This window comes from Spongiibacter sp. UBA1325 (genome assembly GCF_002306875.1).
GTDB lineage: Bacteria > Pseudomonadota > Gammaproteobacteria > Pseudomonadales > Spongiibacteraceae > Spongiibacter > Spongiibacter marinus.
Window position 1 is genome coordinate 224,596 of record NZ_DBTD01000010.1, and the last position, 25,252, is coordinate 249,847.

20 protein-coding genes are annotated in these 25,252 nt (G+C 56.0%); 7 read left to right on the forward strand and 13 right to left on the reverse strand.

What is annotated here, in order from left to right:
* The 6 genes from B3K78_RS13020 to B3K78_RS13045 all read right to left on the reverse strand — a co-directional run bounded on the left by B3K78_RS13020 (position 1) and on the right by B3K78_RS13045 (position 10,723).
* Positions 1–3,732, reverse strand: coding sequence for a cellulose synthase subunit BcsC-related outer membrane protein (locus B3K78_RS13020; RefSeq protein WP_286695788.1), 3,732 nt, complete (start codon positions 3,730–3,732; stop codon positions 1–3).
* Positions 3,729–4,844: a cellulose synthase complex periplasmic endoglucanase BcsZ gene (bcsZ, locus tag B3K78_RS13025; RefSeq protein WP_286695789.1), complete on the reverse strand. Its 1,116-nt coding sequence runs from the start codon at positions 4,842–4,844 to the stop codon at positions 3,729–3,731. Before bcsZ ends, B3K78_RS13020 begins: the two co-directional genes overlap by 4 nt.
* Positions 4,841–7,108: a cellulose biosynthesis cyclic di-GMP-binding regulatory protein BcsB gene (bcsB, locus tag B3K78_RS13030; RefSeq protein ID WP_286695790.1), complete on the reverse strand. Its 2,268-nt coding sequence runs from the start codon at positions 7,106–7,108 to the stop codon at positions 4,841–4,843. The genes bcsZ and bcsB overlap by 4 nt, the downstream gene beginning before the upstream one ends.
* A complete protein-coding gene (gene bcsA / locus B3K78_RS13035; protein ID WP_286695791.1) occupies positions 7,105–9,654 on the reverse strand; it encodes a UDP-forming cellulose synthase catalytic subunit in 2,550 nt (849 codons plus the stop codon). The genes bcsB and bcsA overlap by 4 nt, the downstream gene beginning before the upstream one ends.
* A complete protein-coding gene (bcsQ, locus tag B3K78_RS13040) occupies positions 9,651–10,394 on the reverse strand; it encodes a cellulose biosynthesis protein BcsQ (protein WP_286695792.1) in 744 nt (247 codons plus the stop codon). The genes bcsA and bcsQ overlap by 4 nt, the downstream gene beginning before the upstream one ends.
* An 86-nt stretch (positions 10,395–10,480) precedes the next feature.
* Entirely contained in the window at positions 10,481–10,723 is a 243-nt protein-coding gene (locus B3K78_RS13045) for a hypothetical protein (RefSeq protein ID WP_286695793.1), read from the reverse strand.
* 172 nt (positions 10,724–10,895) lie between these two features.
* On the opposite strand from B3K78_RS13045, the gene bcsE reads away from it, so the two are divergent.
* From bcsE to bcsG, 3 genes are read left to right on the forward strand one after another with little or no spacing between them, the layout of a single operon-like run.
* Positions 10,896–12,473, forward strand: coding sequence for a cellulose biosynthesis protein BcsE (bcsE, locus tag B3K78_RS13050; protein ID WP_286695794.1), 1,578 nt, complete (start codon positions 10,896–10,898; stop codon positions 12,471–12,473).
* A 6-nt stretch (positions 12,474–12,479) separates the two neighbouring features.
* Positions 12,480–12,677: a hypothetical protein gene (locus B3K78_RS13055; RefSeq protein ID WP_204995845.1), complete on the forward strand. Its 198-nt coding sequence runs from the start codon at positions 12,480–12,482 to the stop codon at positions 12,675–12,677.
* The gene (gene bcsG, locus B3K78_RS13060) at positions 12,674–14,290 is read left to right on the forward strand and encodes a cellulose biosynthesis protein BcsG (protein ID WP_286695795.1); all 1,617 of its coding nucleotides are present in this window, start codon (positions 12,674–12,676) and stop codon (positions 14,288–14,290) included. Before B3K78_RS13055 ends, bcsG begins: the two co-directional genes overlap by 4 nt.
* Positions 14,291–14,333: 43 nt before the next feature.
* Here bcsG and B3K78_RS13065 read toward each other — a convergent pair whose 3' ends face one another.
* Complete coding sequence (locus B3K78_RS13065; RefSeq protein WP_374972931.1) at positions 14,334–14,753, reverse strand: TM2 domain-containing protein; 420 nt, start codon at positions 14,751–14,753, stop codon at positions 14,334–14,336.
* A gap of 37 nt (positions 14,754–14,790) precedes the next feature.
* Positions 14,791–15,471: a class I SAM-dependent methyltransferase gene (locus B3K78_RS13070; protein ID WP_286695796.1), complete on the reverse strand. Its 681-nt coding sequence runs from the start codon at positions 15,469–15,471 to the stop codon at positions 14,791–14,793.
* Positions 15,472–15,589: 118 nt separating this feature from the next.
* Here B3K78_RS13070 and B3K78_RS13075 point away from each other — a divergent pair, with 118 nt between their 5' ends.
* On the forward strand, positions 15,590–16,543 hold the full coding sequence (locus B3K78_RS13075) for a 2Fe-2S iron-sulfur cluster-binding protein (protein WP_286695797.1): 954 nt from the start codon (positions 15,590–15,592) through the stop codon (positions 16,541–16,543).
* Positions 16,544–16,590: 47 nt separating this feature from the next.
* Here B3K78_RS13075 and B3K78_RS13080 read toward each other — a convergent pair whose 3' ends face one another.
* The 3 genes from B3K78_RS13080 to B3K78_RS13090 all read right to left on the reverse strand — a co-directional run bounded on the left by B3K78_RS13080 (position 16,591) and on the right by B3K78_RS13090 (position 21,237).
* Positions 16,591–18,765: a 3-hydroxyacyl-CoA dehydrogenase NAD-binding domain-containing protein gene (locus tag B3K78_RS13080; protein ID WP_286695798.1), complete on the reverse strand. Its 2,175-nt coding sequence runs from the start codon at positions 18,763–18,765 to the stop codon at positions 16,591–16,593.
* Between the two features lie 65 nt (positions 18,766–18,830).
* The gene (locus B3K78_RS13085; RefSeq protein ID WP_204995850.1) at positions 18,831–20,030 is read right to left on the reverse strand and encodes an acetyl-CoA C-acetyltransferase; all 1,200 of its coding nucleotides are present in this window, start codon (positions 20,028–20,030) and stop codon (positions 18,831–18,833) included.
* 151 nt (positions 20,031–20,181) lie between these two features.
* A complete protein-coding gene (locus B3K78_RS13090) occupies positions 20,182–21,237 on the reverse strand; it encodes an AraC family transcriptional regulator (RefSeq protein WP_286695799.1) in 1,056 nt (351 codons plus the stop codon).
* 197 nt (positions 21,238–21,434) lie between these two features.
* Between B3K78_RS13090 and B3K78_RS13095 the strand changes: the two genes are divergently transcribed.
* Entirely contained in the window at positions 21,435–21,908 is a 474-nt protein-coding gene (locus B3K78_RS13095; protein ID WP_286695800.1) for a hypothetical protein, read from the forward strand.
* Positions 21,909–21,957: 49 nt separating this feature from the next.
* On the opposite strand, the gene B3K78_RS13100 is transcribed toward B3K78_RS13095, so the two are convergent.
* Together B3K78_RS13100 and B3K78_RS13105 are read right to left on the reverse strand one after the other, a co-directional pair.
* Positions 21,958–23,355 (reverse strand): sensor histidine kinase, encoded by a 1,398-nt coding sequence (locus B3K78_RS13100; RefSeq protein WP_204995853.1) that lies wholly within the window; start codon positions 23,353–23,355, stop codon positions 21,958–21,960.
* Complete coding sequence (locus tag B3K78_RS13105) at positions 23,342–24,019, reverse strand: response regulator transcription factor (RefSeq protein ID WP_027873707.1); 678 nt, start codon at positions 24,017–24,019, stop codon at positions 23,342–23,344. The genes B3K78_RS13100 and B3K78_RS13105 overlap by 14 nt, the downstream gene beginning before the upstream one ends.
* Before the next feature lie 200 nt (positions 24,020–24,219).
* Between B3K78_RS13105 and B3K78_RS13110 the strand changes: the two genes are divergently transcribed.
* Together B3K78_RS13110 and B3K78_RS13115 are read left to right on the forward strand one after the other, a co-directional pair.
* Positions 24,220–24,693: a hypothetical protein gene (locus tag B3K78_RS13110; protein WP_286695801.1), complete on the forward strand. Its 474-nt coding sequence runs from the start codon at positions 24,220–24,222 to the stop codon at positions 24,691–24,693.
* Positions 24,694–24,765: 72 nt separating this feature from the next.
* A complete protein-coding gene (locus B3K78_RS13115; protein ID WP_286695802.1) occupies positions 24,766–25,245 on the forward strand; it encodes an RDD family protein in 480 nt (159 codons plus the stop codon).
* Positions 25,246–25,252: the final 7 nt, after the last annotated feature.

The window sequence follows — 25,252 nt, forward strand, 5'->3', positions numbered from 1 at the left end:
CTAGTCAAAATCGCTGTACGGAATGGGAGGCTCAGGCGGCGTGTAAATGGGCTGCCAGCGATCATCGAACTGGTACTTCACATACAGCGATGCATGATTGGGCTCGTAGAAATCAGCTCGATAAATATCCGCTGCCAAGCCGATATACCAGTGGCGACTCACGCGCCGCTCTATCGCCGCTTCCAAAAAATACCCCGGGCCACCGCCAGCGCCGCCGCCAGTGGCGAGTTCATACAAGGGGTCCTCATCGCTCTGCGAGAACGACACGGCTCCGCCGAGCAAGTAAGACCAGTGTTCACCAACGCGACCGAAGTAGCGCACCGGAATGGACAGCGATACGTACTGCTGCGGGCTGTAATAGGCACCGTGTTGCAAGCTGTATTCACTCAGGTTCTTATCGTAGCTCAACCACATGGCATTGAGGCCGATACGCAGGTTGCGGTTCTCCTCGGCGATAATACGGCGGTAGACGCCCCCCAACAGCCCAAGCCGCTGGTTGTCGGCGACATCGTCGCCATGCAATTGATGAACCTGCGCGCTCGACCAGTAGCCGTAGCGGCCGCCCTGGTCATAGTTCAAACCGAATTTAATGCCGCTGCGCAGCACCCCGCCCCACTCCTTACCAGCCCCGGTGGCGCCGCTTGGAACCGTCATACCCGCGTAGGACAGCGCCGTGCCGGTTTCGGGTCGTCGAGACGCTGTGGCAGACCAGCCGAACTTACCCAGTTTGCCGCGAATCGACGCGCCCCCCACCCAGTCTTGTTTGGTAAAACCCAGTGGCGTGGTGCCGATATCCACTTGCCAGTTGCGCGCCTGCCACCCGACACCAACGGCCGTGCCGCTTGCCGATTCCTCAAAGGGTATGCGCGTGATGCCTGGCGGGGTATTGCCATCGGGGTCGAGATAGTCAACCTTCCCGGAATCGATGGACACACGATCGACACGCAATAGCGCGTGTCCATCGTAGCGGGGAAAGGGCCAGCGCAACTCAATCGGAATTTGCTGCAAGCCAGTTCCGGAGCGACGCTCGGTGAGGTCTATACCCGCTTTAATGTATCCCGACTGCCGTTCGCGCAGCTCGTCAATGGCGGCCACCACACTGCTACCCAGCCAGTATTCGCGGTCGGCATTGTCATACAGTTGTCGGCGTGCGTCTTCAGACAGCACCGTATCAACGGGCTGCCCCTGCGCACGCTGCAAGGCGGCGTAGGCATAACGCTGCGCCGCCGACCAATCTTTTGCCGCGATGGCCTGCTGCATCGCCGTGCGCAACTGCTGATCGCTAACGTCGCCGCGCTTGGGCAACAGTGCCAGCCACCGCTCGCTTAATGCTGGTTTTCCATACTGGCTTTGCAGCGCCGCCGCCTCTAACACCTGCTCACCCGTCAACTGTGCTCGCATTGAAAACAGCGCTTGCTGATGCTGCGCAAAGGCGCGTTGATCGCCAGATTTCCCGCTCAAGCTCAACAGGGCCAGCAATGCCTGGGGGCGGTGTTCACCGCGAATATCAGCGGCATCGCGATAGTAGCGGCGGGCTAGAATAGCCTTGTCACGCTCGGCGAAGTACTGCCCTTTTGCCATCGCATAGCGCGCTGATAAGGCTTCCAACTCGGCATCACTCAAGCCGTTTGCATTCGCCTCGGTACGCAGTGGCCGATACCACCGTTCAAAGGCATTGAGGTCGCCCATCTCCAACCACAGCAAAGCCACACGTTGCTGCCTCTCGATACTCTGGGAGCTCATAGGCAACAGCGGCTCAATCAGTGCGCGAGCGCGCTCTTCCTCGCCCTCTTGCCACCACATTTCCGCCAGACTGAGCTGAGTATCGGCATCATCGCGATAGCGCTCTTCCAGCGCCTGCAGGCTTTGCAATCGGCCCTGACGGTCATCGACAGGCAAGCCTGCCACCGCTTGCGCAAACTCCAGACGCAATAAATTGCTGCGCATGGCATTGCTGCGGCGCGCCCTGGGAATCGAGCGCAGCTGTTCTATGGCCAGGCCCGGCCGCCCTCTGGCTGACAGGTATAAGGCGTAGGCGAAAACGCCTTCAGCATCGCCGCTAACCCCAGGCGTTTTGGCCATATATTGGTCAGCACGCTCGCTATCGCCAAGTTCGATCATGGCCTCCGCGGCATCAAGCCGCTGCCACGGTGAAAGCGGCGGATAGCGCAATAGTTCCTCAAGTGCCGACGACACCGCCGCGCTATCTCCCGACTCACGGGCCCGCGCCAATTGCTCAACACTTTGCTCGCGCAGCCACGCTCGCCGCAACGGTGCGACACGAGCGCGCTGCGCCGCGCTATAACGCCAGTAGACCTGCTCAGCTTGTCGCGGGCCACGCCACTGGCGGTGGAGCTGAATTCGCCCCCACAATGCATCCTGGTTATCGGCTTCACGCGACAGTGCCTGGCGGTAGAAGGCATCTGCACCGGAAAAATCGCCCTCTCTGCGCGCCAGCTCAGCCAAGCCAATCAATGGCTCGACTTCACTACCCTGAATTGCCAATGCGTCGTAAAAGGCTTTGCGCGCACTGGCAAATTGCCCGGCTTCCAGAAGCGCTTCGCCACGACGAAGTGCACGCCAATATGCCGCGGTATCTATCAGGGAACGCCAACGCGATTGTTGGTCAGGATCGCGGTTGACACGTTCCGCATCGCGAAAGTAATTCAGTGCCTGTTGGTGCTCGCCGCGCCGCAAATATACAAGCCCCAAGCCACCCAGTACTTCGGGGTCGTTGGGGCGGCCATTCAGGGCGTAGCGCAATTTGCGCTCTGCCCCGACGAGCTTGCCCGCCTCCAGTAACGCTAAGCCCTGGCTGCGCGCGCGATAGTGAGGGTCGCGCATTAAGCGGCGCTCCTCCTGCCGCATCTCCAATGCCAGCGCTTTGGCCTGTACCGCTGCTATATTGTCGGGAAATCGCTCGGCCAACAGGGTATGTGTGCGTATACGGCTCGGCCCGATGGGCTGCTCAGCAAGGGCCGCAAGCCAACGTTGCACCGCTTGTTGAGCGAGTGAGGGGTCGTCGAGCAAATCGCGTAATATACGTTGACCAGCCTGGCTATCCGGATTCTGCGAGAGCAATTGATCTGCCAGCGCTAAGCGCAATGGCGCCACGTTGGGGTACTGGTCGTTCAGCGCGCGAAGCCGGCGTATGACGACAGGTCTTTTTCCGTCGACTCGCGCCAGTATCTGCAGATACTCCAATTCACTGGATAGCAACACAAAGCCGCGAGGGTAAAGCTGTATGAGTTGCTGCGCCGCTTCCTTTACCCGACCGGTTTTCGCCAGCAGAGTCACCTGCTGCATCGCTGATTTTTTGTAGCTGTGCAGAGCAAGGTAATCGGTAAGCTGCAAAAATGTCTGCGTTTCACCAAAACGCGCTTTCAACTCCGAAAGCATGCGCTCTGCGTCCTCAACATTGCCGTCGCGAACCGCAAGCCACACTCGGTACACATAAGCGCTTTGTGCATCTGGGTTGATCACATCCAAGCGCTGCAACTTGGCTCTGACCAAGTCATCCCGGCCCAGTAACTGCGACTCAATCAGCTGTATTTCGATGCTTCTTTGTAAGGACTCATCCACCGTCAGCGAATCAGTGCGCCCACCGGTGACAATGATATCGGCCGTCGTCGCGCCCTCATCTGTCTCACGCAAATTCAGTGGATCGCGCTGCCACAGCAATACGCCCACCGCGCACGCCAATATAAGCCAGAGCAGGCCTGTGCGGTTCATGAACACCCCGCTTGCCAATTTGGCTGCACCGCGCCACTAGCCGAAAACCGCAGCCGACCCGTCATCCATGCGTCAGCAAATAAATCCAATACCCGATTGTAATAGTCGCGCTGGCCGAGGCTGTCGCTATTGGTTCTGCCATTGCGCACACGTTGCTGCTGCGCTTCCAGTAGCGTCGTTTTGCCGCTGTTCGACAGCATCGGTAATAGTGCAGCAGAGAAGCCCCATGGGCCGTTGCCTCGCGCCGTTGCACTGCCAACATTGACCACCTCGGGAACATTGTCGCGCTCCTGGGTAAGCGCCAGCATCACGTCAAAGTGATTGCGCAATGCCGCTGCCGCCCTCGCCTCTGGGTGCAACATGCCCACCCAGAGATACACGCGTATCGCATCATAACTACCCCGTTGACCGCTTTTGGGGTCTTGTCGCCACGCGCCCTGGCGCCAGGCCACCCAATCGGGGCTCAAGCCATTTGCCGCCGTGTCGCGCAGCAAGTCGGGCAAAGCAGCGGCCAACTCCGGCCAAACGGAGTTGGGCTGCAGCTCAGCAAAGCGGCTAAAGATCTGCGGCATCCAATAACTTGGATTGAGCCGCAATGTATTGTCGCTGACAAAACCCTCAGGCGCCGGCATTAGCACCCTGCCAACGGTGTCGATGACGCGCGTTTCCTGCTCGGCGATATGCCTGGCTAGAAAATACCCCTGCGAGCGATAGTGGTGATCCCCCCAGAGGCGGCCCGCCTCAGCAAGGGAGTAGGCGATCCAGGTGTCGGAGTCTGCCGCTGAGTTGGCATCCAGCACTGCCCCGCCACTGTCCTGTGAACGGCCCCACAACCAGGCGGGCAAATGAGTGCTTAAATCGCCCTTGGCAAGGTATCTCTCTGTCCAGGCGTGGAGGTTTGCAAAGCGCTCCCGGTCGTTTGCCAACAGGGCAAAAAACATCGCGTAGGACTGGCCCTCAGAGGTCGTAATCTGGCGCGGGTCACTGCCATCAATGACCCGGCCATTCTCTATATACTGCTCTGCGAAACGCTGCCATGCGGGCCAGCTACACTCAGCCCACAGCACGCTCGGGAACATGGCCAGCAATAGTGCCCAACACCGACGAATCACTCGTCCCCCTGTTGCAGGCGGCGACACGCCACACCACTGAGTAAGCGCCAAAGCACCACGGCCAACATCAATACCACGATGATGCTGATAATACCTAGCAGCATTGGATAGCGAGAGAAGTGGTACCAGATAAGGTCCCAAACGCGCAGTTTACCGACATAGTATTTATCGCCGACATTGAAGCTCGCTTGCCCTCCCTCTCGAAATACCACCACCGAGCCATACATCTCGGCAATTTTTCCGCTATCTGCCAGCGCCTCTCGCACCATGGCCATATCACTCGGTTGTGCAGCAAGCACGGCAACAACACTTCTGTCGTCGTTATAGGGAGAGCGCATCCCTAGCAGCGCCGCAAAGGGCCCACTGGCGCGCACTTCCACTTCCGCTGTTGCCGATGCCAATGTTGGCGCCGCCCCGGCCCAGGTATCGCTTTCAGACACGATATTTTTGCGCGGTTTCTGCAACATGCGCTCGCTGCGATCAAACAATAACGGTAAATCCTCACCGCCTTGTGTAAGCTGACCGTTGGCGGCAATCAATAGCACATCGCGATCCTTTAATGCGGCTTCCTGCCAATCGTCATACAAGGCCATTGCCAACGCCGGGTAACCGGAACTGGCTCCCGCAAAGCTCATTAGCTGCAGGTAGGTTTGGATAATCTCTTTGTTCTTGCTGTCGGGCAGCAGCACAGCCGTTTCTGACAGGTCGGCCATACGCGTAAAGGGATAGGCGGCGTTAGCGAACGCACGCAGATTGGGCATCTCGATGTAGTGCGCGAAGCCGGTAAAATCAACGGTTGAATCGGCATCGACAACAGCGTAGCGCTGGGCGGGCGCCAAGCTTTTACACTCGCCACTATTGATACCGGCAAAATCAAACTTAAACTCCAGCTGATTGCGGCTGCCGACCTTGAAGGCCGGAATACGCAGGCGCTGATTGGCCGATAAGAAGCCATCATTCAGCAAGGGCACACGGAAACGCTTGGCCTCACCGGAGAACCCTTTGCGAGTTAAGTTAAACGCCTCAATAAACTGTTCATTAATGCTCAGGCTCATTTGCGAGCCACTGCCATCTTCAACCGGAGGCGAATATCGGTAATCCAACTCTACGGGAATACCGCGGCTGCGCCAGGTGAACAGATCCGGCGGAAGCTGGAAGCCCACCCTCACCGGTGGCGGTGTGCGGCCTTCGACTTGCAATTGGTTGAGGTTATCAACCAGCTCGCCAAAGCGAACGGGGCGATCGGTGGGCAGCCAATTCGGCGCATCGTAGGGCTTTCTTGGCTCGCTTTGCACCGCGCGTTGAATCTCTGCGACAGGCCCGGATAACAACTCACTACCCAGCACCAAGCCCCGTGCCGCCTGAACCAAGTCAGCATCATCGCGCCCCTGGATCAACAACAGCTTGGCTGCGGGGTTCTCAGGGTGGCTGATCATTTGCAGGGTCGGCGCACTGACTGGAGGGAAATCCTGCAGCGCGCTCGGACGCTGTGTATTGGTCATAAACACCAAGGCGTGCTGCTTAGGCAGACGCTCCGTTTCCACCGGGAAGCTCGCCCCGCGCCAGCTTGCAAGTGCCCCAAACCAGGATGTCACAATACCCGCTGCGTGCAGCCTTTCCAGGCTGCCCTCACCAGTGAGCACTACTGGTAGTTGCAGGGCGCGGTAATCTCGCCGATCGAAAAATGGTGCGGGCAATTGCTGCAGATTGTTGGCAACGGGCAGCACGCGGCTGACCGTTCGCAGGCGGGTGTCACCGGTTAACTCTGCCCAAATGCTTGGGCTATCGGGGCTGTAACACTCTTCTGGTGGTTGCCCGACCAGTTGCACACGCACTTGGTTAAAGTCAGCTAAGTAGCGCGTGTTCAGCGGAATACTCACCTTTTGCTGCAAGCGTTTTTCAGGATCAACAGCCACCGCCGACATAAATTCGCCGTTCAGATACACCTTCAGGTGCGATAAATGGGGCACCAACGACGGTGAAAATGAAAAGCCCAAATCCAGCGTGGCTTCTTCAACGAGCTCGTCCAACCGTGAGCCAAAGCTGAGTCCAGCCGAACTTTCACTACCGCGCAGTAATACACTCTGCGGAAAGCCCAACTCAGTCAACGAGTAATCATAGCGTCTCAGCTCTTCAGCCTGTCGCCACTCGGAGGGCGCTGGCATCAGTTGCTCAGCCCACGTCGGCATACACACTGCCCATAGCAGCAACAGCAGCCATCGACAGGTGTTACTTGCTCTCAGTGTCTTGTCACGCTGACTCATGCTTCTTCCACCCTAATTAAAATTGGCTGAGGGCGAAGACTCTTCGCCATCCCCACCAGCGCATTAATTGTAGTCAGTAACTGGGGAAGCGGCCGCGGCCCCGCCCTCAGTAGACGTCGATAGCCCTGTATGCTGATGCTCATTACCGCCGCCATACTGGTCAGGGGTTTATCGACGCTCATATTTTGTTTCCAGCTCACCCAGTTATCAGCGCGTGCAAATGTACACTGCACATAATTCACCATGCTGCTTGGAGACTGATCACACAGGCGCAAGCCGACAACCTCTCGCCCTTTAAATACTGTCGTCATGGCGAAACTGTATTCCCTGCCCGCGCGATCCATAATGACATTCACTTGCTGCCCCACTTGCTCTGCAGCATCTGGAGATAGCTCAACCCGCGCACCGCTTAAGGAAAAGTCTACCAATTGCGCGTGCAACAAATGCCCGCTTGGCAACTCCAGCGCTACAGGAAATCTCACCTGCACGCGATGGTCGCTGCGCAGCTGTTTCGCTTCGGCGGCAACGGCCACAGCGCCGCCCAGGATCAATAAGTTGTAAACCACCCAGAACAGGTTGAGTAAGACCGCACTGATCTCATTACTCGGCCCCGCATACAAACGCCACAAGCCAACCAAAAAACCAAAGGCGTTGAGCAGCACCAGCAAGATATACGGCCGGGACATAACCCAGTCGAAATATTTTTCGTGGATCAGCCCGCCTTTAGCGGTGACATTAAAGGTGCCCTTGTGTGGCGCAAACAGCGCCACCGTGGTCGGCCTGGCAATGTACCAAGACAACACCGTTTCGTAGACTTCCCCCCAAAAAGAGTGCCGATATCGCCCCTGAATTTTGGCGTTTACCACCGAGGAATACAGCATATGGGGCAACACATACAGGAAAATCATAATGGCGGGCGCGTAGATAATATAAGTATGCAGCAGCAAAAACGCGAGCGGCGCCAACAGGAATACTAAGCGGGGAATGCCGGATAGAAAGTGCAACATCGCATTGAAGTAACACAGGCGCTGTCGCAGCTTTAAGCCGGGACCCCGCAGGGGGTTATCCAGTCTAAGAATCTGCGCCATGCCCCGTGCCCAGCGAATACGTTGACCGATGTGGGCCGAGAGCGTTTCCGTCGCCAACCCGGCCGCCAGCGGCGCGCGTATGTAAGCGGAGTTGTAGCCGAGCCGGTGCAGCCGCAGCGAGGTGTGGGCGTCTTCGGTGACAGTCTCAACCGCAACACCACCAATTTCCTCCAGCGGGCCACGGCGAATAATCGCGCAGGAACCACAGAAAAACGTCCCGTTCCACAGGTCGTTGCCATTTTGTATCAGGCCGTAAAACAAACCGCCCTCGTTGGGCACCTTTCTGAAGTTGCTGAGGTTTCTCTCAAAGGGATCCGGTGAGAAAAAATGGTGGGGAGTCTGTACCAGCGCCAGCTTAGGATCACCTAAAAACCAACCCATCGACAGCTGAAGAAAGGCGCGGGTAGGAATATGGTCGCAGTCAAATATCGCAACGTACTCGCCGCGCGACTGTTTTAAAGCGTTGTTGATGTTCCCCGCCTTCGCATGGCGATTATCATCGCGGGTAATGTAGTGCACGCCCACGTCGCGGGCGAAATCGCGGAAGTCATCCCGCCGGCCGTCATCTAAGAGGTAAATTTCCAGCTTGTCTTTGGGCCAATCCAAACCCTGGCAAGCGTAAATTGTTGCCCTCACAACCTCCAGGTCTTCGTTATAACTCGGCACAAAGATATCTACCGATGGCCAGTCGGCGGTATCTTTAGGCAATGATTTTGCCGGTCGGTTGAGCGGCCAGATATTCTGAAAATAGCCGAGTAATAACACCAGCCAAGCATAGAGTTCAGCGAGTAAAAGTACGATGCCAAGTGCCAGACCGAGAGGGTCATCAAAGTTCAGCGTTGAGCTGCAGCGCCACCAGATATAGCGGCAGGAGATCAACAGCGACAGTACGATCATCAGCATCTGCGGGAAACGACCGGGCAAACGGTTGAACACCAGTAGAATGCCAAACAGCGCCGTTGCGAAAACAAACTGGGCCAGCGGATCAAGGGGGACGGTAATACACAGCACTGCCAGCACGGCCGCAAGCGCAATCGTTAGTGGTTGGCGATGGCGCCTGGCAACATTGGCATCTCGCGTTTGCCAGAATGACGGCTGAAGCCAAGCCTTGTTTGCCAGCCCCTGCAAACGGCCCTTGGCCCCGCCGACCGCATACCGTAACCGCCGTGAGAATCCCCTTGTACGACTTTTTTGCGGCGGCGTGCGCATAAAGAAGAGCCAGAAAACCTGCACAAGGATACGCAGCGGGTCGAGCAGCTGGGGACGAATTAAGGAAATATGAGGAAAAAACACTTCTGGCAGTCGCCAACTTTCGCAACCCGCAATTCGGTTGCGTAAAAACAGCGCAGAAAAGAGCAACCAACTGACTAACACACACTTTCCGGGCAGCGACACGACCTTAACACCGGCGTAGTACCGGTATCGCGCCCGTAAAATAGATGAAAAGTCCTCCTTCATTCTACTCGACTCTGAAACTCGCTCTGGCACCAGAGCGCAAGGCTCTGAAAGTCCTGAGCCGCTTGGCTATCCGGCGCGCGGGCAATAACCGATGCTAATTCGGCCTGGGCCTCGGCGATGATAAGGTCTTCATGCACCACCCCCGGCACCATTTGCTCTTCAAAATCATCGGCGATCAGGTTGGCAATGGCACTGGCCAGGGCTTGAGCTGGCTGCAAACGGTTGATGAGTATTCGATAATTCGACGCAGGCCAATGCCCCGCATCTTGCTTTAACAAGGCGTAACTCGCGGCATCCGGTGCTGCGATGTATAGGGTCAGGTCTACATTGGGCAGCGAGTAATGCGGCAGGGAGCGTGACGTCGGGCCATCAATCAATACGCAGTCCAGCGGCAGTGAGGCCAGATCCGCAACAACGGCGTGTAATGGCGATTGACCTGCCACCAGTGTTGGAAAAAAGCGCGATAGCTCATCGGCATCGAGCTCGCCGAAGGGCAATACCCAGCGCCCATCGTCATGCTGCAGTGTTGCCTCTTTCCAGGAAGCACCCTCTAGGCTTGCCTTCGCCCATCCCACCTTTTCTTCGGGGTTTACCGCCAGGGCCAAACGCAGCATATTGTCGACGTTGGCATCGATGCACAAACACCGCAGTCCTTGCTGCTGAAGGGCAGCCGATAGATTCGCCACGACTGCTGTCGTGCCAACACCGCCGTGCATACCACTTACCGTAATCGTCAACATAGTACTGTGCGTTCCACAACGTAGGCCACTACGTAAGTCGCAAGGCGAGTCACAACGTGAACCACTGGGTGAGTTTCAAGCACGCGTCAGCACTCGCTATTGTCATCGCGGCGATTAAGTGCCTGCAATAGCGGCCAGCGAGTCATCAGCCGCGAGCGTTCACTCACTCTGAAGTTCTCTTTATAGGAAAAGGCCGCGCCCGCACCCAGCGCGCGCATCACCGATCGTATATCACGGCTCAATGGCTCAGCACTGAGCTTGCCAACGCGCTGAGATTCTCGAGCGTGCTCCTGCAGCTCCATTGTTTTTTCCTTGGGCGGAATATCCATACACTAAGTCCCAAATCTAGCCGAAGCTCGCGTCGGCAACCATTGGCAATCACACCTATATTTATAGGGTTTTTGTCAGGCACAGCCGCGATTCCTAGCCATTCTGACGCCCCCTGCGCTATAGTGCAATCACCGCGTATTACGTCCCGAAATATACGAGACAGCACAGCGAATGAGTATTCAGGCGATACAACACAGTTTTGAAGAGACCCTGTCACAGGACGGCTTGTTCTGCTTGCTGGGTCATTCCTACGCCGATTTCATCGCTACACTTTCGCTGCTTTCATCAAGTCACCAGAGTTTTGTCTTTCAAGAAACGCAGAAAAACGTCTTCAATGGCCTGGATGAGCAAGACCAGCAGGCGCTGGCAAATCTTTGCCAATCTCGTTCAGCGGGCTGCTTTTTCAACCACAGTTCGAAGACACTCAATTTAAAGCAACTGCTGCGCGACACCGAAAGGCTCTCGCTACCGCGTAAAAGCGGGCTTTGTGTCGTCCTAAATGAAGACAGCTTCGACCGCTCTTCACCCGCTAAACTTCAACAGGCGCTGGGCGCGTGGCGCCGCTTTTGTCGGCGCGGCCAATACCGCATCATGTTTCTTGTTTGCGGCCCCTGTGAAACACTGCGGCCACTGTTAAAACGCCACAGCAAAACCTTGTCCGGGATCGCAACACAAACCCGCATGTCCAAGCTGCGCTACTCGCTACTCATTGATCACTGGCTCAGCCCCCATGGCATGCTGGCACACCAGGAATTTTTGCTAGAGCTCGACAGCCATCATGCGATCGAGCATCTTGAGCAGTTACTGAAGCCACAGGCGAACGCCACGATCGAGAGCAGTGACGTCGACACCATCTACACCGTGCAGCGCCTTAAAGAAGAGCTTTACCAAAGTGCGAATGTCATTGCCGAGCAAAGCGACAACAGCGCACTGCTTGAAAGTCTGGACGGCGTCGTCGCGGCAACCGTCATCTTCGACTGCCAACAGGCCGACGATATCGAAACCCTGGCGTTAATGATTTACCAGCTTCGCGCAAGTGCCGGCGAGCAGCTAAAGATTCTTGTACGCGAGTCACTGCGCTGCCTGCGTGCGGCAGATGAGGCCTACTTGCTTAGAGCTGGCTGCAGTCTAATCATCCCCCATGGGGTCCATGCAAGCGCTGTACACAGCTTAGTGGCAGCAATTCAAGGCCACGTATTTACGCGCAACCTGCCCAGCAGCTTGAATAAACTGATAGAAACGCGCCCCTATTCCAGCGACTACGGCTACACCGAACCGGCTGCCTTCGCTCGCTACGCAAGGCGGGCCTTCGACAACAGCCTGTTCAGTGAACTTCAGCATTTGATTGTTGAACTCATGCCGTTGCCAGGCATCAGCATAGAGCAGATTTTTGGTCTGTGCCGCCTGCGACGAGAAGGAGACTTACTTACTGTCGTCGACGGTAAAGTGTACTTTTTTCTCTACGCCTGCTCTTTACGAGACGTAGATACGGCGCTGCGCAACAGTTTAGATTTGCCGGTGAATGATTTATTCGCCAGCCGCCTGCTGCACTGTGATGCCGACGATATTGATGAACTGCTAGACAAACTCTTGCTAGCCTCCCCGTCCATCAATGCACAGCGAGCCCGCAAACTAATGGACCATCGTTCACAGCACCGCCCGCTCGCCCCGGCAGAAAAGCAGCGCGGCGCGGCCGCCTTTGCAAAACGCCGCCGACTGGACACCACAATACAAAGTGAGAGCGAGTAAGCAGCCATGAATATCCATGACTTTATGCTCACTGTGAGCTGCAGCCTGGTCGTCGGGCTACTGCTGGGTTATTTTTTTCGCGAGGCGCTGCTGGGTTTTAGTCAATTCATGCATCGCCATCTTGAACCCCGCCATCTTCGCCGCTATCGACCGACGACACCAACGGCCAATGCCCCCTCAAACAAGGATGACGCCCAACAATGAATGGCAAGGTCCGCAAGCTTCAATCGCAGGAGTTAGTGCTACCCGAGCTGGCGATCTGGAACGCCTATTTTTTAATTAAGTTGGTGCTGTATTTTCAGGGAAAAATGCAGTTTCACGTCGTGGAAAATATCGCATTTGCGATCTTTCTTTTGTTACCGGTTTCTCTTCCTGTATTGCGCGTGGCTCGTCAGATCAGCGCCGTGATCTTCGCGCTATGGCTAATCCATCTGGATTCTAATCTGCCTCCACTGGAACGGTTATTTGCCCAACTCGAACAACTCTCCCACTTTGAGTCGGACTATCTCGTCGAACTCGCCTGGCGTTTTGTGCCCGATATCAACCCCCTAATCGCGGTTGTAGGCATTGCCGTTTACGTCATAGCCAACCGCTACTTTCGTTTAACATCATTCGTGCTATTAGCACTTTTCGCAGCAAGCCTTCACAGCCTGAGCCCACAGCCGACCGCCCCCATCGCCAGCCTTCCAGCAGACGGACGCAGCGAACATAAAGCGCAGGCGAGTGGCTCGCCGCAGGGCGACGAGGCACTAAACAATTACCTGAGCAGTTTCTTCAGCCGAGAAGCTCGACGCCAGGTTCGCTTCCCGCCTCTCGCGCAAGAACGCCAGGCCTTCGACGTTATTTTCCTCAGCGTTTGCTCCCTCTCCTGGGACGACCTTGATGTCGTTGAGCAGCGACAGCACCCGTTATTGCAGCGCTTTGACTTTGTCTTTGAACAATTTAACTCGGCCACCAGTTACAGCGGCCCGGCTGTCCTCAGGCTAAGCAGAGCGAGTTGTGGGCAGCTACCCCACTCTGGGCTCTATGAAGAGACCAGTGACCAGTGCCTGCTAATGACCCAGTTTACGCAACAGGGTTACGACCATGCCCTGTTGATGAATCACGATGGTCACTTCGACAATTTTCTCGAGAGCACACGCCAACTTGGCCACGTCGACGCTGAACTGTTTCCCCTTGCGGGCATCCCCCAAGCACAGAAGGCCTTTGACGGATCGCCGATATACAGCGACCTCGCGGTGTTGGAGAACTGGTGGCAACAGCGGCTACAATCGCCATCTCCCTCAACAGTCGCGCTTTACAACACCACCAGTCTGCACGATGGCAACCGCCTACTGGACAGTCGGGAAAATCTGCGTGGCGCACAAAGTTATAAGCGCCGAATGGATCGCTTATTTGGCGATATTTCACGCTTCTTAGACCGCCTTCAGCAAAGCGGCAAAAATGTTGTTGTGGTGCTAGTTCCCGAGCACGGCGCGGGGCTGCGCGGCGACGCCATGCAAATTCCGGGAATGCGTGAAATTCCCACACCGGCGATTACAAAAGTGCCGGTTGCCATCAAGCTCATTGGCCCAAACCTGGAGCGTCAGGGCCCCGCCGCGCGTATTACTCAGCCCAGCAGCTATCAAGCCATTGGCCAACTGCTGGCCGACTTTATGGCTGCCGATATTTTTGCCAGTAAGCAATTTAGCACCAGTGACTGGCTGAGCACCCTTCCCCGCACCGAGCCCGTCTCTCAGAATGATGGCAGCACAATGCTCAGTATCGACGGCGAGAGCTATCTGTCACTCGATGGCAGCAGCTGGACGCGCTACTAGCGCCTGTTAAGACTACCAGGGCCTGTGAAGAGGCCCTCTCAGGCTAGTGGAAGAGGCGTGTATTGTGCTCGCTGATTTGTTCGTTGAGCGTCCAGTAGTCATATATAACGCCAAGCAGAAACACGCCGCCCGTTAGTAAATACACAATCCCAGTCAGCCATTTACCGAGGTAGAAACGGTGCAAACCGAAAATACCCAGAAAGGTTAGCAATATCCATGCGACGGAATAGCTGGCAGTGCCTGATTGATAGCGACGATCGGCGGAGCGTTCCATGGCGGGAATCAACACTAAGTCGATAATCCAGCCGATAAAAAACAAGCCCAGGGTAAAAAAATACAGTGTTCCGCTTATCGGCCGTCCCAAATAGAAACGGTGAGCCCCCATGAAGCCGAATAGCCACAATACGTAGGCAATAACGATATTATGAGTATCACTGCCGGGCGCAGATAACTTAGTAGACACTTCCCCTCCCACTGCTCGCAGTTTTCGTTACGCCACCTTACACGGGGCGCAAATGGAATAGAATGGATAACGGCATCGCACCCTTGCCCGCGTTCGGCTCCTCAACGTTCGCGATGCTATAGCCCGCCCGTTGAAATACTAAAGACCAGTCACCGAGCGTGCGAAAATACCACGGCGGCGCATCCTTAAATTGCTGATGAAGGTGGCCAGGCAAGCCTTCCCAGCTGCCCGTTAACCACCTTGAGTAGTAACTCTCGCCGCGTGTAATAAAACAGGGGTGCAAGGTTTGCACCAATAAATGGCCACTAGCCGACAAGGCCCGCTTGAGCGACCTCAAGGGCTGCTCGACTGATTCACCCAGCAGAGAAAAGTTACACACCGCCAAATCGAATGTTTGCGGCCATGCCACCTCATCTAGCGCCTCATAGGCAATGCACTGGCAATTCTTACTGCCCCGCGCTATTGCCTCCGCCACCAATTCGGCGACGGCATCAAAACCGACAACGTCAACGCCGTGCCCAGCAAGCTCACGCATTAGCCAGCCCTCTCCGCAACCCACATCCAGAACGCGTTGCGGGTGATGGCTCAGCACAGCGTTAACAATTGCCCCATTTGTTACCGCCACCCGGCTGGCGATTGCCTGTTGATCAAGCGCAGCAACCCAAGGCCCCGCATTCCTTTGCCAGCTCTCTACTATCTGTTTCTCGCTGTCAGCCACCGTATTTTTCCCTCCGCTCCATTGCGCTACGCACCGCTATTCGTCCGTTAAAAAGTCGCTGACAGCCCACGCCAGGCAAAGTACCATTTCCGGGTTATCTCGCAGCAGACAACTCACTATGCCCAGCATTCGCTTCAATGATCAAACCCTGGACTACCTGCCAACGGAGACTGTGCTGCAGTGTTTACTGCGTCACCGCCAGCAGATTCCTCACGGTTGCCAAGCAGGTGCTTGCCAAAGCTGCCGAGTCAAAGTAAACGGCCCACTGGCGGCGCAGCAAATGCACCTCGCGCAACAGGGGCTGCGCCCCGATGAGCGAGCCGACGGTATCGCGCTTAGTTGCCAGTTACAGCCCTCAGAAGGCTTAGAAATTCGCGGTGTTTCCCCAAAAAATGACCAACACACTGCCAGTATTGTCGCGCGAAGCGCTCTGAACGAACAGGTTTGGGAACTCACCCTGGGCACGCGACTGCGCTGGCAGGCCGGTCAGTACTTTAGTGTGTCAGTAAACGGCGTCGATTACCGCTGCTATTCCGCGAGCAACCTTGCCGACGATGGCAACCTGAGGCTGCAACTTCGCCGCTACGAGGGCGGGCAAGTCAGCGACGCGCTGTGCCGCGCCGAGATAGGTAGTGAGGTCACGCTGCAAGGCCCACTCGGAGATTTCACACTGCGCAGCGACGCGCGAACCAAGCGCATATTATTACTGGGTAACGGCACCGGCCTGGCGCCGCTCCTTGCCCTGGCCCAACACGCCTTGCAAGAACTCCCCGCCACACCCATTACATTGATCCACGCCTATCGCTCGACACAGCAACCCTACCACTGCACGACGCTAGATGCGCTGGCCAAGCAGGCGGATATCACCGTGGCAAGCGCCAGCTGGGCAGACAGCGCCGCCTCGGAACTGGACAATATGCTTGATAAGTTGGGAGCGCTGTCCGACACCGCCTGCTACCTGAGCGGCAGCACTGACTTCGTCCGGCACTATCAACGGCGCCTTTTTATGCGCGGCGCGTCACGCTCCCACATATTCTGCGAGTCCTTTCTGGATTTTACTCAGCGGGCATAAAAAAGGCCGGCATATGCCGGCCTTTACACTCACAAAAAATGCGCGTCTTACAGGAACAGCTCACCACTTTCGGCACGCTGCTCCAGCAGCGCAGGAACGGCAAACACATCGCCGTAACGTGCTTGTAGATCTTTAGCGCGCGCCACGAATGCCTTCAAACCATAGGCATTAATCGCCTGGAAGACACCACCCGTTTGCGCGGGAAAACCAATCCCCATAATGGAACCGATGTTGCCGTCGCCGACGTTGGTTACCACGCCTTCTTCCATCGCGCGTACGGCTTCCAGGCATTGGCTGAAGACAAGGCGGTCCTTAATGTCTTCGTAGGGCATATCGATGTATCCATTTGGCGCATACGCCTCTTTGAGGCCAGGCCACATATGCTTTTTGCCACCTTCGGGATACTCGTAGTAGCCGCCACCGTGAACTTTACCGCGACGCCCGAACTCATTCACCATGCGGTCGAGAATGCGGGACGCTGCATTGTCTTCCCACACTTTGCCCTGCGCTTCTGCATCGGCTTTGGCTTGCTGGCCGTTTTTGTACGCGGTTTCCTGGCTGATTTCATCGATCGCCGCCAGCGGTCCAACAGGTGAACCATTGTCGCGCGCCGCCGACTCGATAAGTACCGGATTAACGCCCTCTTCCAGCATCTCAGCCCCTTGAGATACCGTTTTACCGATAACCCGAGTGGTGAAGAAGCCTGGAGCATCGTTTACAACGATGGGGGTTTTACCCAGCTGCTGGGCCAAGTCGAAGGCTTTCGCCAAGGTCTCGTCACTGGTCTTTTCGCCGCGGATAATTTCAACCAGAGGCATCTTTTCAGCGGGCGAGAAAAAGTGCATGCCAATGAAGTTTTCAGCGCGGCTGCTCGCCTGCGCCAACTCGGTGATTGGCAAGGCTGAGGTATTCGAGGCAAACACTGCACTGGCATCCAGCGCCGCTTCCGTTTCCTGCGTTACCGCTGCCTTGATCTTGCGGTCTTCAAATACCGCCTCAATCACCAGCTCACAGCCTTTCAAGTCTGCGTAGTCAGCGCTGGGCAGAATGCGCGCCATGTACTCCGCTTTCTTCTCTTCGGTCACCTTGCCCTTGCTGATGCCTTTATCAAAGTAGGCTTCGGCGTAGGCCTTACCGCGCTCAGCATTTTCCATGCTGATATCTTTGAGTACGACGTCAATACCTTTCTGAGCGGCCATTGTCGCAATACCCGCACCCATTTGACCGGCACCGATGATGCCGAGCTTCTGGCAGCTGAATTTCTCAGGGCCCTGCGGACGGCTGGCGCCGCGGTTCAACGCTTCCATTTGCACGAAGAAGGCGGTCATCATATTGCGGGCCGTTTGATCCAGCAGCAAGCTGAGGAAATAGCGACCTTCAACCTTCTGCGCAGTATCGAAATCGACACGGGCAGAATCAACCACACAGGCAAAGATGGCGTTTTGTGCCGGCATCAGGTTCTTGGTCTGGACCATAACATTGGCGGGGCCAAAGAAGGTCAGCCCCTGGTTGGCTTCCTCTTCAGGGCCACCGCCAGGCATTTTGTAGCCTTCGCTATCCCAGGGTTGCTTAACGCCGCCCTCAGTGTTGGCATTTTGCTTGATCCACGCCTTGGCTTGGGCGTGCATATCCGCTTCGTCATCGGCCAGGGCATTAACCAGGCCCTTCTCCAAGGCTTTATCCGCCTTCAGGCGTCGGCCCTGGCTAATCAGGCCAATCGCTTCCTGCATACCCAGCAGGTAGGTCATACGCACAACACCGCCGGCACCAGGCATCAAACCGATCATCGCCTCCGGCAAGCCCATTTGAATGCCTTTGACGGCCACGCGATAGTGACACGCCAAGGCGATTTCAAAACCGCCACCCAGCGCCGGGCCATTCATACCCACCGCTACGGGCACACCCAGGGTTTCCAGGATACGCAGTGGCGCTTTGGTCGCCATAATGCCGTCGTACATTTCTTTTTTCTTATCGGCAGGTGGATTCAGATCCATCTCCAACATCTCTTTGATGTCGCCACCAGCAAAGAATTGGTTGGGCTTGCCACTGCGCAGATAAATACCGGTGACGCCGCCAGCCTCGACCATGCCCTGCAATTCTGCCACGGCTGCGCGCATGGCCTTGTCGTATTCCAGGCCCATGGTATTTACAGTTTTACCCGGCTGATCAAAGATCAATTCAACGATGCCGTCTGCGTCTTTCTCTAAACGAATATATCCCATTGTTCTGTATCTCTCTTTGCCGCTCGGCAGCCAGTGCCGAGCCAAAAATTCACTGTTCCCGCGAATTACACGCGCTCGATGATGGTCGCGATGCCAATACCACCGCCTGCACACAGCGTAACCAGGCCGCGCTTCAGGTCACGACGCTCGAGTTCATCCAACAGGGTGCCGAGAATCATTGCACCCGTCGCACCAATGGGGTGACCCATGGCGATGGCGCCGCCATTGACGTTAATTTTCTCATCGGGAATACCGAGACGGTTTTGGTAACGCAGCACCACCGACGCGAAGGCCTCGTTGAGTTCAAACAGGTCAATATCGTCAACGCTCAGGCCGGCTTTTTTCAGTGCTTTCTGTGTCGCGGGAACGGGACCGTCCAGCATGATGGTGGGCTCACTGCCAACCAGCGCACAGCTAACGATACGTGCGCGCGGGGTTAGGCCCTGCTCTTTGCCAGCGGCTTCGCTGCCGATCAGTACCAGACCGGCGCCGTCGACAATACCCGAGGAGTTACCCGCGGTGTGCACGCATTCGATATTTTCCAACTCCGGGTATTTCAGTTTGGCGACGCCGCCGTGACCGAAATCGTTAAACATTTGGAAGGCCGGCTTCAGTTTAGCCAGGCCCTCGGCAGTGGTTTCAGCACGAATCAACTCATCTTGCTCTAACACCACAACGCCGTTCATATCGCGGACGGGAACGATGGACTTGAAATAGCCATTGTCACGCGCCTGCGCTGCGCGGTGCTGTGAGCGCGCTGCGTACGCATCCACCTCTTCACGACTGATCCCATCCATGGTGGCAATCATGTCGGCGCCCAAACCCTGGGAGATAAAGTAGGACTTCATCGCCACCCACGGATCGCCGGTTGCACCGCCGCTGGCACCAATACCGAGGCGCGACATGGACTCAACACCACCGGCAGCCACTAGCTCTTCAAAACCGGAAGCGACTTTAGCCGCCGCCATATTCACGGCATCCAGACCACCTGCACAGAAGCGGTGAAGCTGCGCACCGGTAGTAATGTCGTCCCAGCTCGAGTAGACCAGTGCCGCTTTGGCAATGTTCTGTCCCTGCTCCTTGACTGGCTCGCCACAGGCGAGGATCAAATCTTCGACCTTGCTGGTATCCAAATTGAGGCGCTCTTTCATCTCCTCAAGAAGATTCGTCACCAGGTCAATAGGTTTTACTTCATAGAGCGAACCGCCCTGTTTGCCCTTGCCGCGCGGGGTGCGAATCGCATCGTAAATAAAAGCGTCTGCCATGCTGTGTCCTGCCAAAGTAGATTGGGGTTACGTCAAATAGGCAAAGCATGGCGTCTGAGCTGGGATGCGGGCAATAACATATCCGGTCAATGGACTGACATCTATGATATTTCGTTTTATTTAACAGCCACTTAGCCGAAGAAGGCAGGTGTTAGCTTTCGCTATCGCGCTCTCGCTGACGAAACTCGCCCGGCGTGATGCCAGTCCACTTTTTGAAACAGCGGTGAAACGCCGAGGGATCGGTAAATCCCATCAGCGCCGCGACGCCGTTAATGGAGAGCTCTGAGCCACTCAAGTAGGCCATCGCCGCATCGCGCCGACACTCGTCTTTAAGTTGCTGGAAGGTCGTTCCCTCTTTTTTTAGGCGCCGCCGCAGTGTTGGCGCCGACATATTGAGGGCCTCGGTGATCCGTTCAAAACTGGGGAAACCTTGCGAGAAATCCTGGCCGATCATGGCGCGTACCCTGGCGACCAGGCTGCCATCGTCACGACCACTGCTCAGCACCATGAGCGGATAAGGCGCCGTGCGCAAAAACTCTTTTAAGCTGCGCTCGTTCTGCACTAGCGGAAAATTGAGATAGCGCGTGTCGAAGACAAATTCATCACGCAGCTGGCCATAGTACACAGGGCATTCGAACAGCTGCTGATAGCGCACCACACGCGCCCGCTCCCGGGGCGCCTGACCAGCGAAGCGCACTTCTTTTAGCTCGATATTTGTGCCCACCAGCCAGCAAAAGAAACGGTGCCACAAACTCAGGCCATAGAGGTCGGAGGCCTCCACAAAATCGCCGGCAAAGCCTTTCTTGACACTGCCATAACCCACGATGGCACTGTCTCGGCGTGTATCTAACTGAATCTGGGTATCGGCTTCGTAGAAGGTGCGAAAGAACTCGCAGGCGCGTTTGATCGCTTTGCCCAGGTTGTCGCAACCCAACAGGCAATAACACATCATACGAAAAGCGCCCGGGGTCACCTTGTGGCCGAGCATCAAGCCAAAGGCTTCATCCTGTATCAGGCTCATTACCTGTTGATACAGGCGCGTGTACTGCATCGCGGTGATATGAGGCTGATAGCCGTCGCTGCGGCTGTCTATCGGATTGAAGGGAATCTGCGCATATTGCAGAATTTTGCCCGCATCGTAGCCGCGCTCCACCGCTAGGTTGAGCAGAGAGCGAGCAAAACGACTGGGAACAGCTTCAAGATCCATAAACTTCGCTATTAGTGTCGGACAAATGCACAGCTTGTTGGCCCCTGCCTCCGCCGCACGACGGAGCAAGCCCCAACCAAGTCACAAATTTACCGCCAGAATGTTAACACCCCTCTACACTGTCTGCTAAGTTGTGAAGATAAGGTAATAAACGCAGATTCGCTTGCACAAATGGATAACAGAGTGTCTTAACAGTGATGGAAGAGCAACGTTTCGATCTTTTCTTAACCGGCCACCTGGCTGTTGGCAGCGACCGCGATCGCGCTGTCCAACAGCTGGCCGCGCTGTTTAAGCGCCCGCCCGACCAAATAGACAAACTCTTGCGCGGGCGCAGCAGCCGTATTCGCAAGGCGCTCAATGCGGCGGAGGTACAGCGCTTGCAGGCCGGCTTCGACAAAATCGGAATTCTTACTGAAGCGCGGCCCTGCCCCGAAGGCACCCCACAACAGCGCGCCATCGCTGAGAATATTGGCGACAGCCAGGATACCTTGTCACTGTGCCCGACGGGCAGCCCGGTGCTGCGCGAAAACGAGCGTCGGCAGGTGGATGCCATCAGTATAGACACAAGCGCCCTCTCTTTGGCGCAAGTGGGCAGTCGCCTTCAAGAGCCCAGAGAGACCGCAGTAAAGGCGCCCAATACCGACCACCTACACATTCTCGACCACGACTAAAACGCTTACGTCACTGGCGGCAGTTCAGGGCTTAAAAAGGGCATGCCGCCTACCCCTTTTTACTCACACTGCTCTGGCGAGGCAGGCGCATCACCACTTTGAGGCCCGGCCGATTATCTTCCAGGCTAATTGTGCCGTCATGCAACTTCACCACCGCATGCACCAAACTCAAGCCCAGACCATTACCGGGGTGGCAGCCGCGGCTGCTTTCTACACGGAAGAAACGCTGAAAGACTTTTTCACGATCAGCATCCGGCACACCGATGCCCGTATCTGCGACATACACGCGGTAGCAATCGGGCTCAACCGATAAGCCCACCTGCACCTCACCACCCTCCGGTGTGTACTTAATGGCGTTATCCACCAGGTTCGCCACCGCTTGAAAGAGTAGGTTTCGGTCCCCGGTGACTTTGCCCACCCTCGCCAGCGCGGTGTTGAACTGCTGGTCTTTCTCCATGGCCAGCGGTTCATAAAGCTCGATAACGTCAGACACAAGGGTGCACAGGTCGACATCGGCGAAACCGGAGCGGCGGTTACCTGACTCCACCTGAGCAATGCGCAGCAACGCACTGAAGGTGCCGAGCAAGCCGTCCGCTTCCTCTATTAATGCCTCCACCTGCTCGCGATTGGCAGGGTCGCTGCAGTCGTCGTGTAAATCGCTGAGCTTATTTCTAAGACGCGTTAGGGGCGTTCTTAAATCGTGGGCAATATTATCGGAAACTTGCCGGACCCCGGTCATCAACACCTCAATGCGGTCGAGCATCTGGTTGACGTTTTCCGACAGGCGCCGGAAGTCTCCGGTGCTGCCACTGACATCAATGCGCTCGGAGAAATCGCCGCTCATGATACGGTGCAGGGTGGTATTGATGTGCTCGATCCGCCGCAAACTCAGCCCAGCGGTGATCGCACCGCCAATCGTCCCGAGGATAATAGTCGCGACCATGGAACGCGTTAATGCCCCAGCGACCAGCTTTGTACTGTTAAGCACATCGGCATAATGACGTGCCACTAACAGGCGCTCGCCACTTGGCAGCTCGGTGGACAGCGCAACAAACTCGTTGCCGACCGGGTCCGCCATATTGGTTAAGGACTCAAAGTCGAAACCAATCCAGCCATTGCGGTATTCCTTGGCGTCGGGCCACTCATTGAGGTTGCCGGCGATTTTGCGTTTCTCGGCGTCGCCGACAAAATAAAAAAACCGAATCAGTCGCGTCGGCCCGCTGTGCACCTCGACGAATTCGTCAACGGCTTCGCTACCGCCCTCTTCGTAGGCTTGGCTAAGCGCCTCCAACTCAAGCTTGACCGAGCGATGTACGTCGCTAAAGAAATCGTAGGCGATAAAGGCGTAAATCAACGCCAGTACCATAAATACTGCCACGCTCAGCCACGCGACGTAGCTGACCAAAAACCGGAAGGTAAAGCTGGTAAATATCTTACTCAGAATCATCCAACATATACCCGGCGCCGCGAACAGTGTTGAGCAATTGACGATCAAAGCCCTTGTCTATTTTCTGCCGCAACCGGCTGATATGCACGTCGATAACATTGGTTTGGGGGTCAAAGTGATAGTCCCAAACATTCTCCAACAGCATGGTGCGGGTCACGACCTGACCGGCGTGGCGCATCAGGTATTCCAACAGTTTGTACTCGCGAGGCTGCAGGTTGAAGGTTTCACCGCCACGGGTCACTTTGTGTGCCAACAGGTCCATTTCCAGATCGGCAACCTTGAGGCGTGTCACTGCAGAACTGGACTCGTGGCGACGCAGTATCACTTCAATGCGCGCTAGCAGTTCGGCGAAGGCGAAGGGTTTAACCAGATAATCGTCGCCGCCCGCTTTTAGCCCCTTCACCCGGTCATCTACTTCACCCAAGGCGCTCAGTATGAGCGCCGGTGTGGCGTCGTTGGCCGCTCGCAGGGTTTGAATAATGGTTAAGCCATCCACATTGGGCAACATACGATCGACAATCAGGGCGTCGTATTCCTCTGTGGTTGCCTTGACCAACCCGGACTTGCCATCGGCCACGTGCTCAACCTGATAACCACTCTCCCGCAGCCCTTTTACAATATATTCAGCGACACTCAGGTCATCTTCGATCAATAGTATGCGCATCGCGTACGGCTTCCCTTGTTCATTATTGTGACTCACTACACAGTTTTTCTTGGCATTCGCTATTGCATCAGCGGTTGCCCACTAAGGGCCTATGGCTAAACCCCTACGGTACATCTACGGATTATTTCCCGGCGCCGTGCTGGATATTCTAAGTCCATGCTCAACAACGATAATTCCAGCATAGCCGAGGATACAAGCACATGATCACGATCACTCAGACCGCAATCATTCCCGCTTCCCTGCATCGCGTGATCCTGGCCCTCGCCGCCACTCTGCTTTGCACCCTGGCTCACGCCGGTAAAAGCAACAGCTACGATGGCGAGCTCACTTTACCCGCCGACCATCGCCCTGGCTATCAGCCAACCCTGCGTTTTTGCATCGAAAAAGATGAAATGACAGGGAGCTTTATCGCCCACAGCGCCACCGAAGCCCGCTTTAATCGCATCTGGATGAACCAGCACCGCGCTAAAACAGGCAATGCGGCGAAAAAAGAGCTTATCAAACTCGGCGCCAAAGCACTTTACCGCGCTATTCATAAACGTGCATCCATGAACTTTCTTCCCGATGAAAATGGCCGGGTTCGCGTCGCGAAATCCAGCAAGAACTTCGCCGTCGACTACAACCTCCACCTCCGCAGCAGCTCACTGGCCTTCGGTGTGGCCGTAAATTTCTAGACCCAAGGGCAATAAACATCGGCCGCCATAGCTCTGCTACAATGGCGGCCGTTTTTATTTGGGTAGAAAAAAATGACTCAACAGGCTTTTCCCGTAGCCGGCGTTTGGCCTCGCCTCGCCGCCGCTGTTTATGACGGCTTCCTGATGTTTGCCGTGTTATTTGTCGCCTCGCTACTACCGGCACTTCTGCTTAATGCCAAGCAGCTGGGCAACTCACCGGCAACCGATAGCGTGGTGCACGAACTCAATGCCCCATTGCAAGGCTGGGCCTACAGCGCCTATCTGTTAGTACTTATTGTTGCCTTTTACGGCTGGTTCTGGAGAAAAAGCGGGCAAACCCTGGGCATGCAGGCCTGGCGCCTAAAACTGGAGTCAACTTCTGGCGAGCAGGTCACATGGCAGCAAGTGATGATTCGGCTACCTGTGGCAGCGCTGGCTTTTTTCCTTTTTGGAGCCGGATACTGGTGGGCGTGGCTGGATAAGCAGGGAAGAAGTTGGCAGGACATTGCTTCGTCGAGCCGCGTGGTACAACTTCCCAAGCATAAGAAATAGAGGCGCT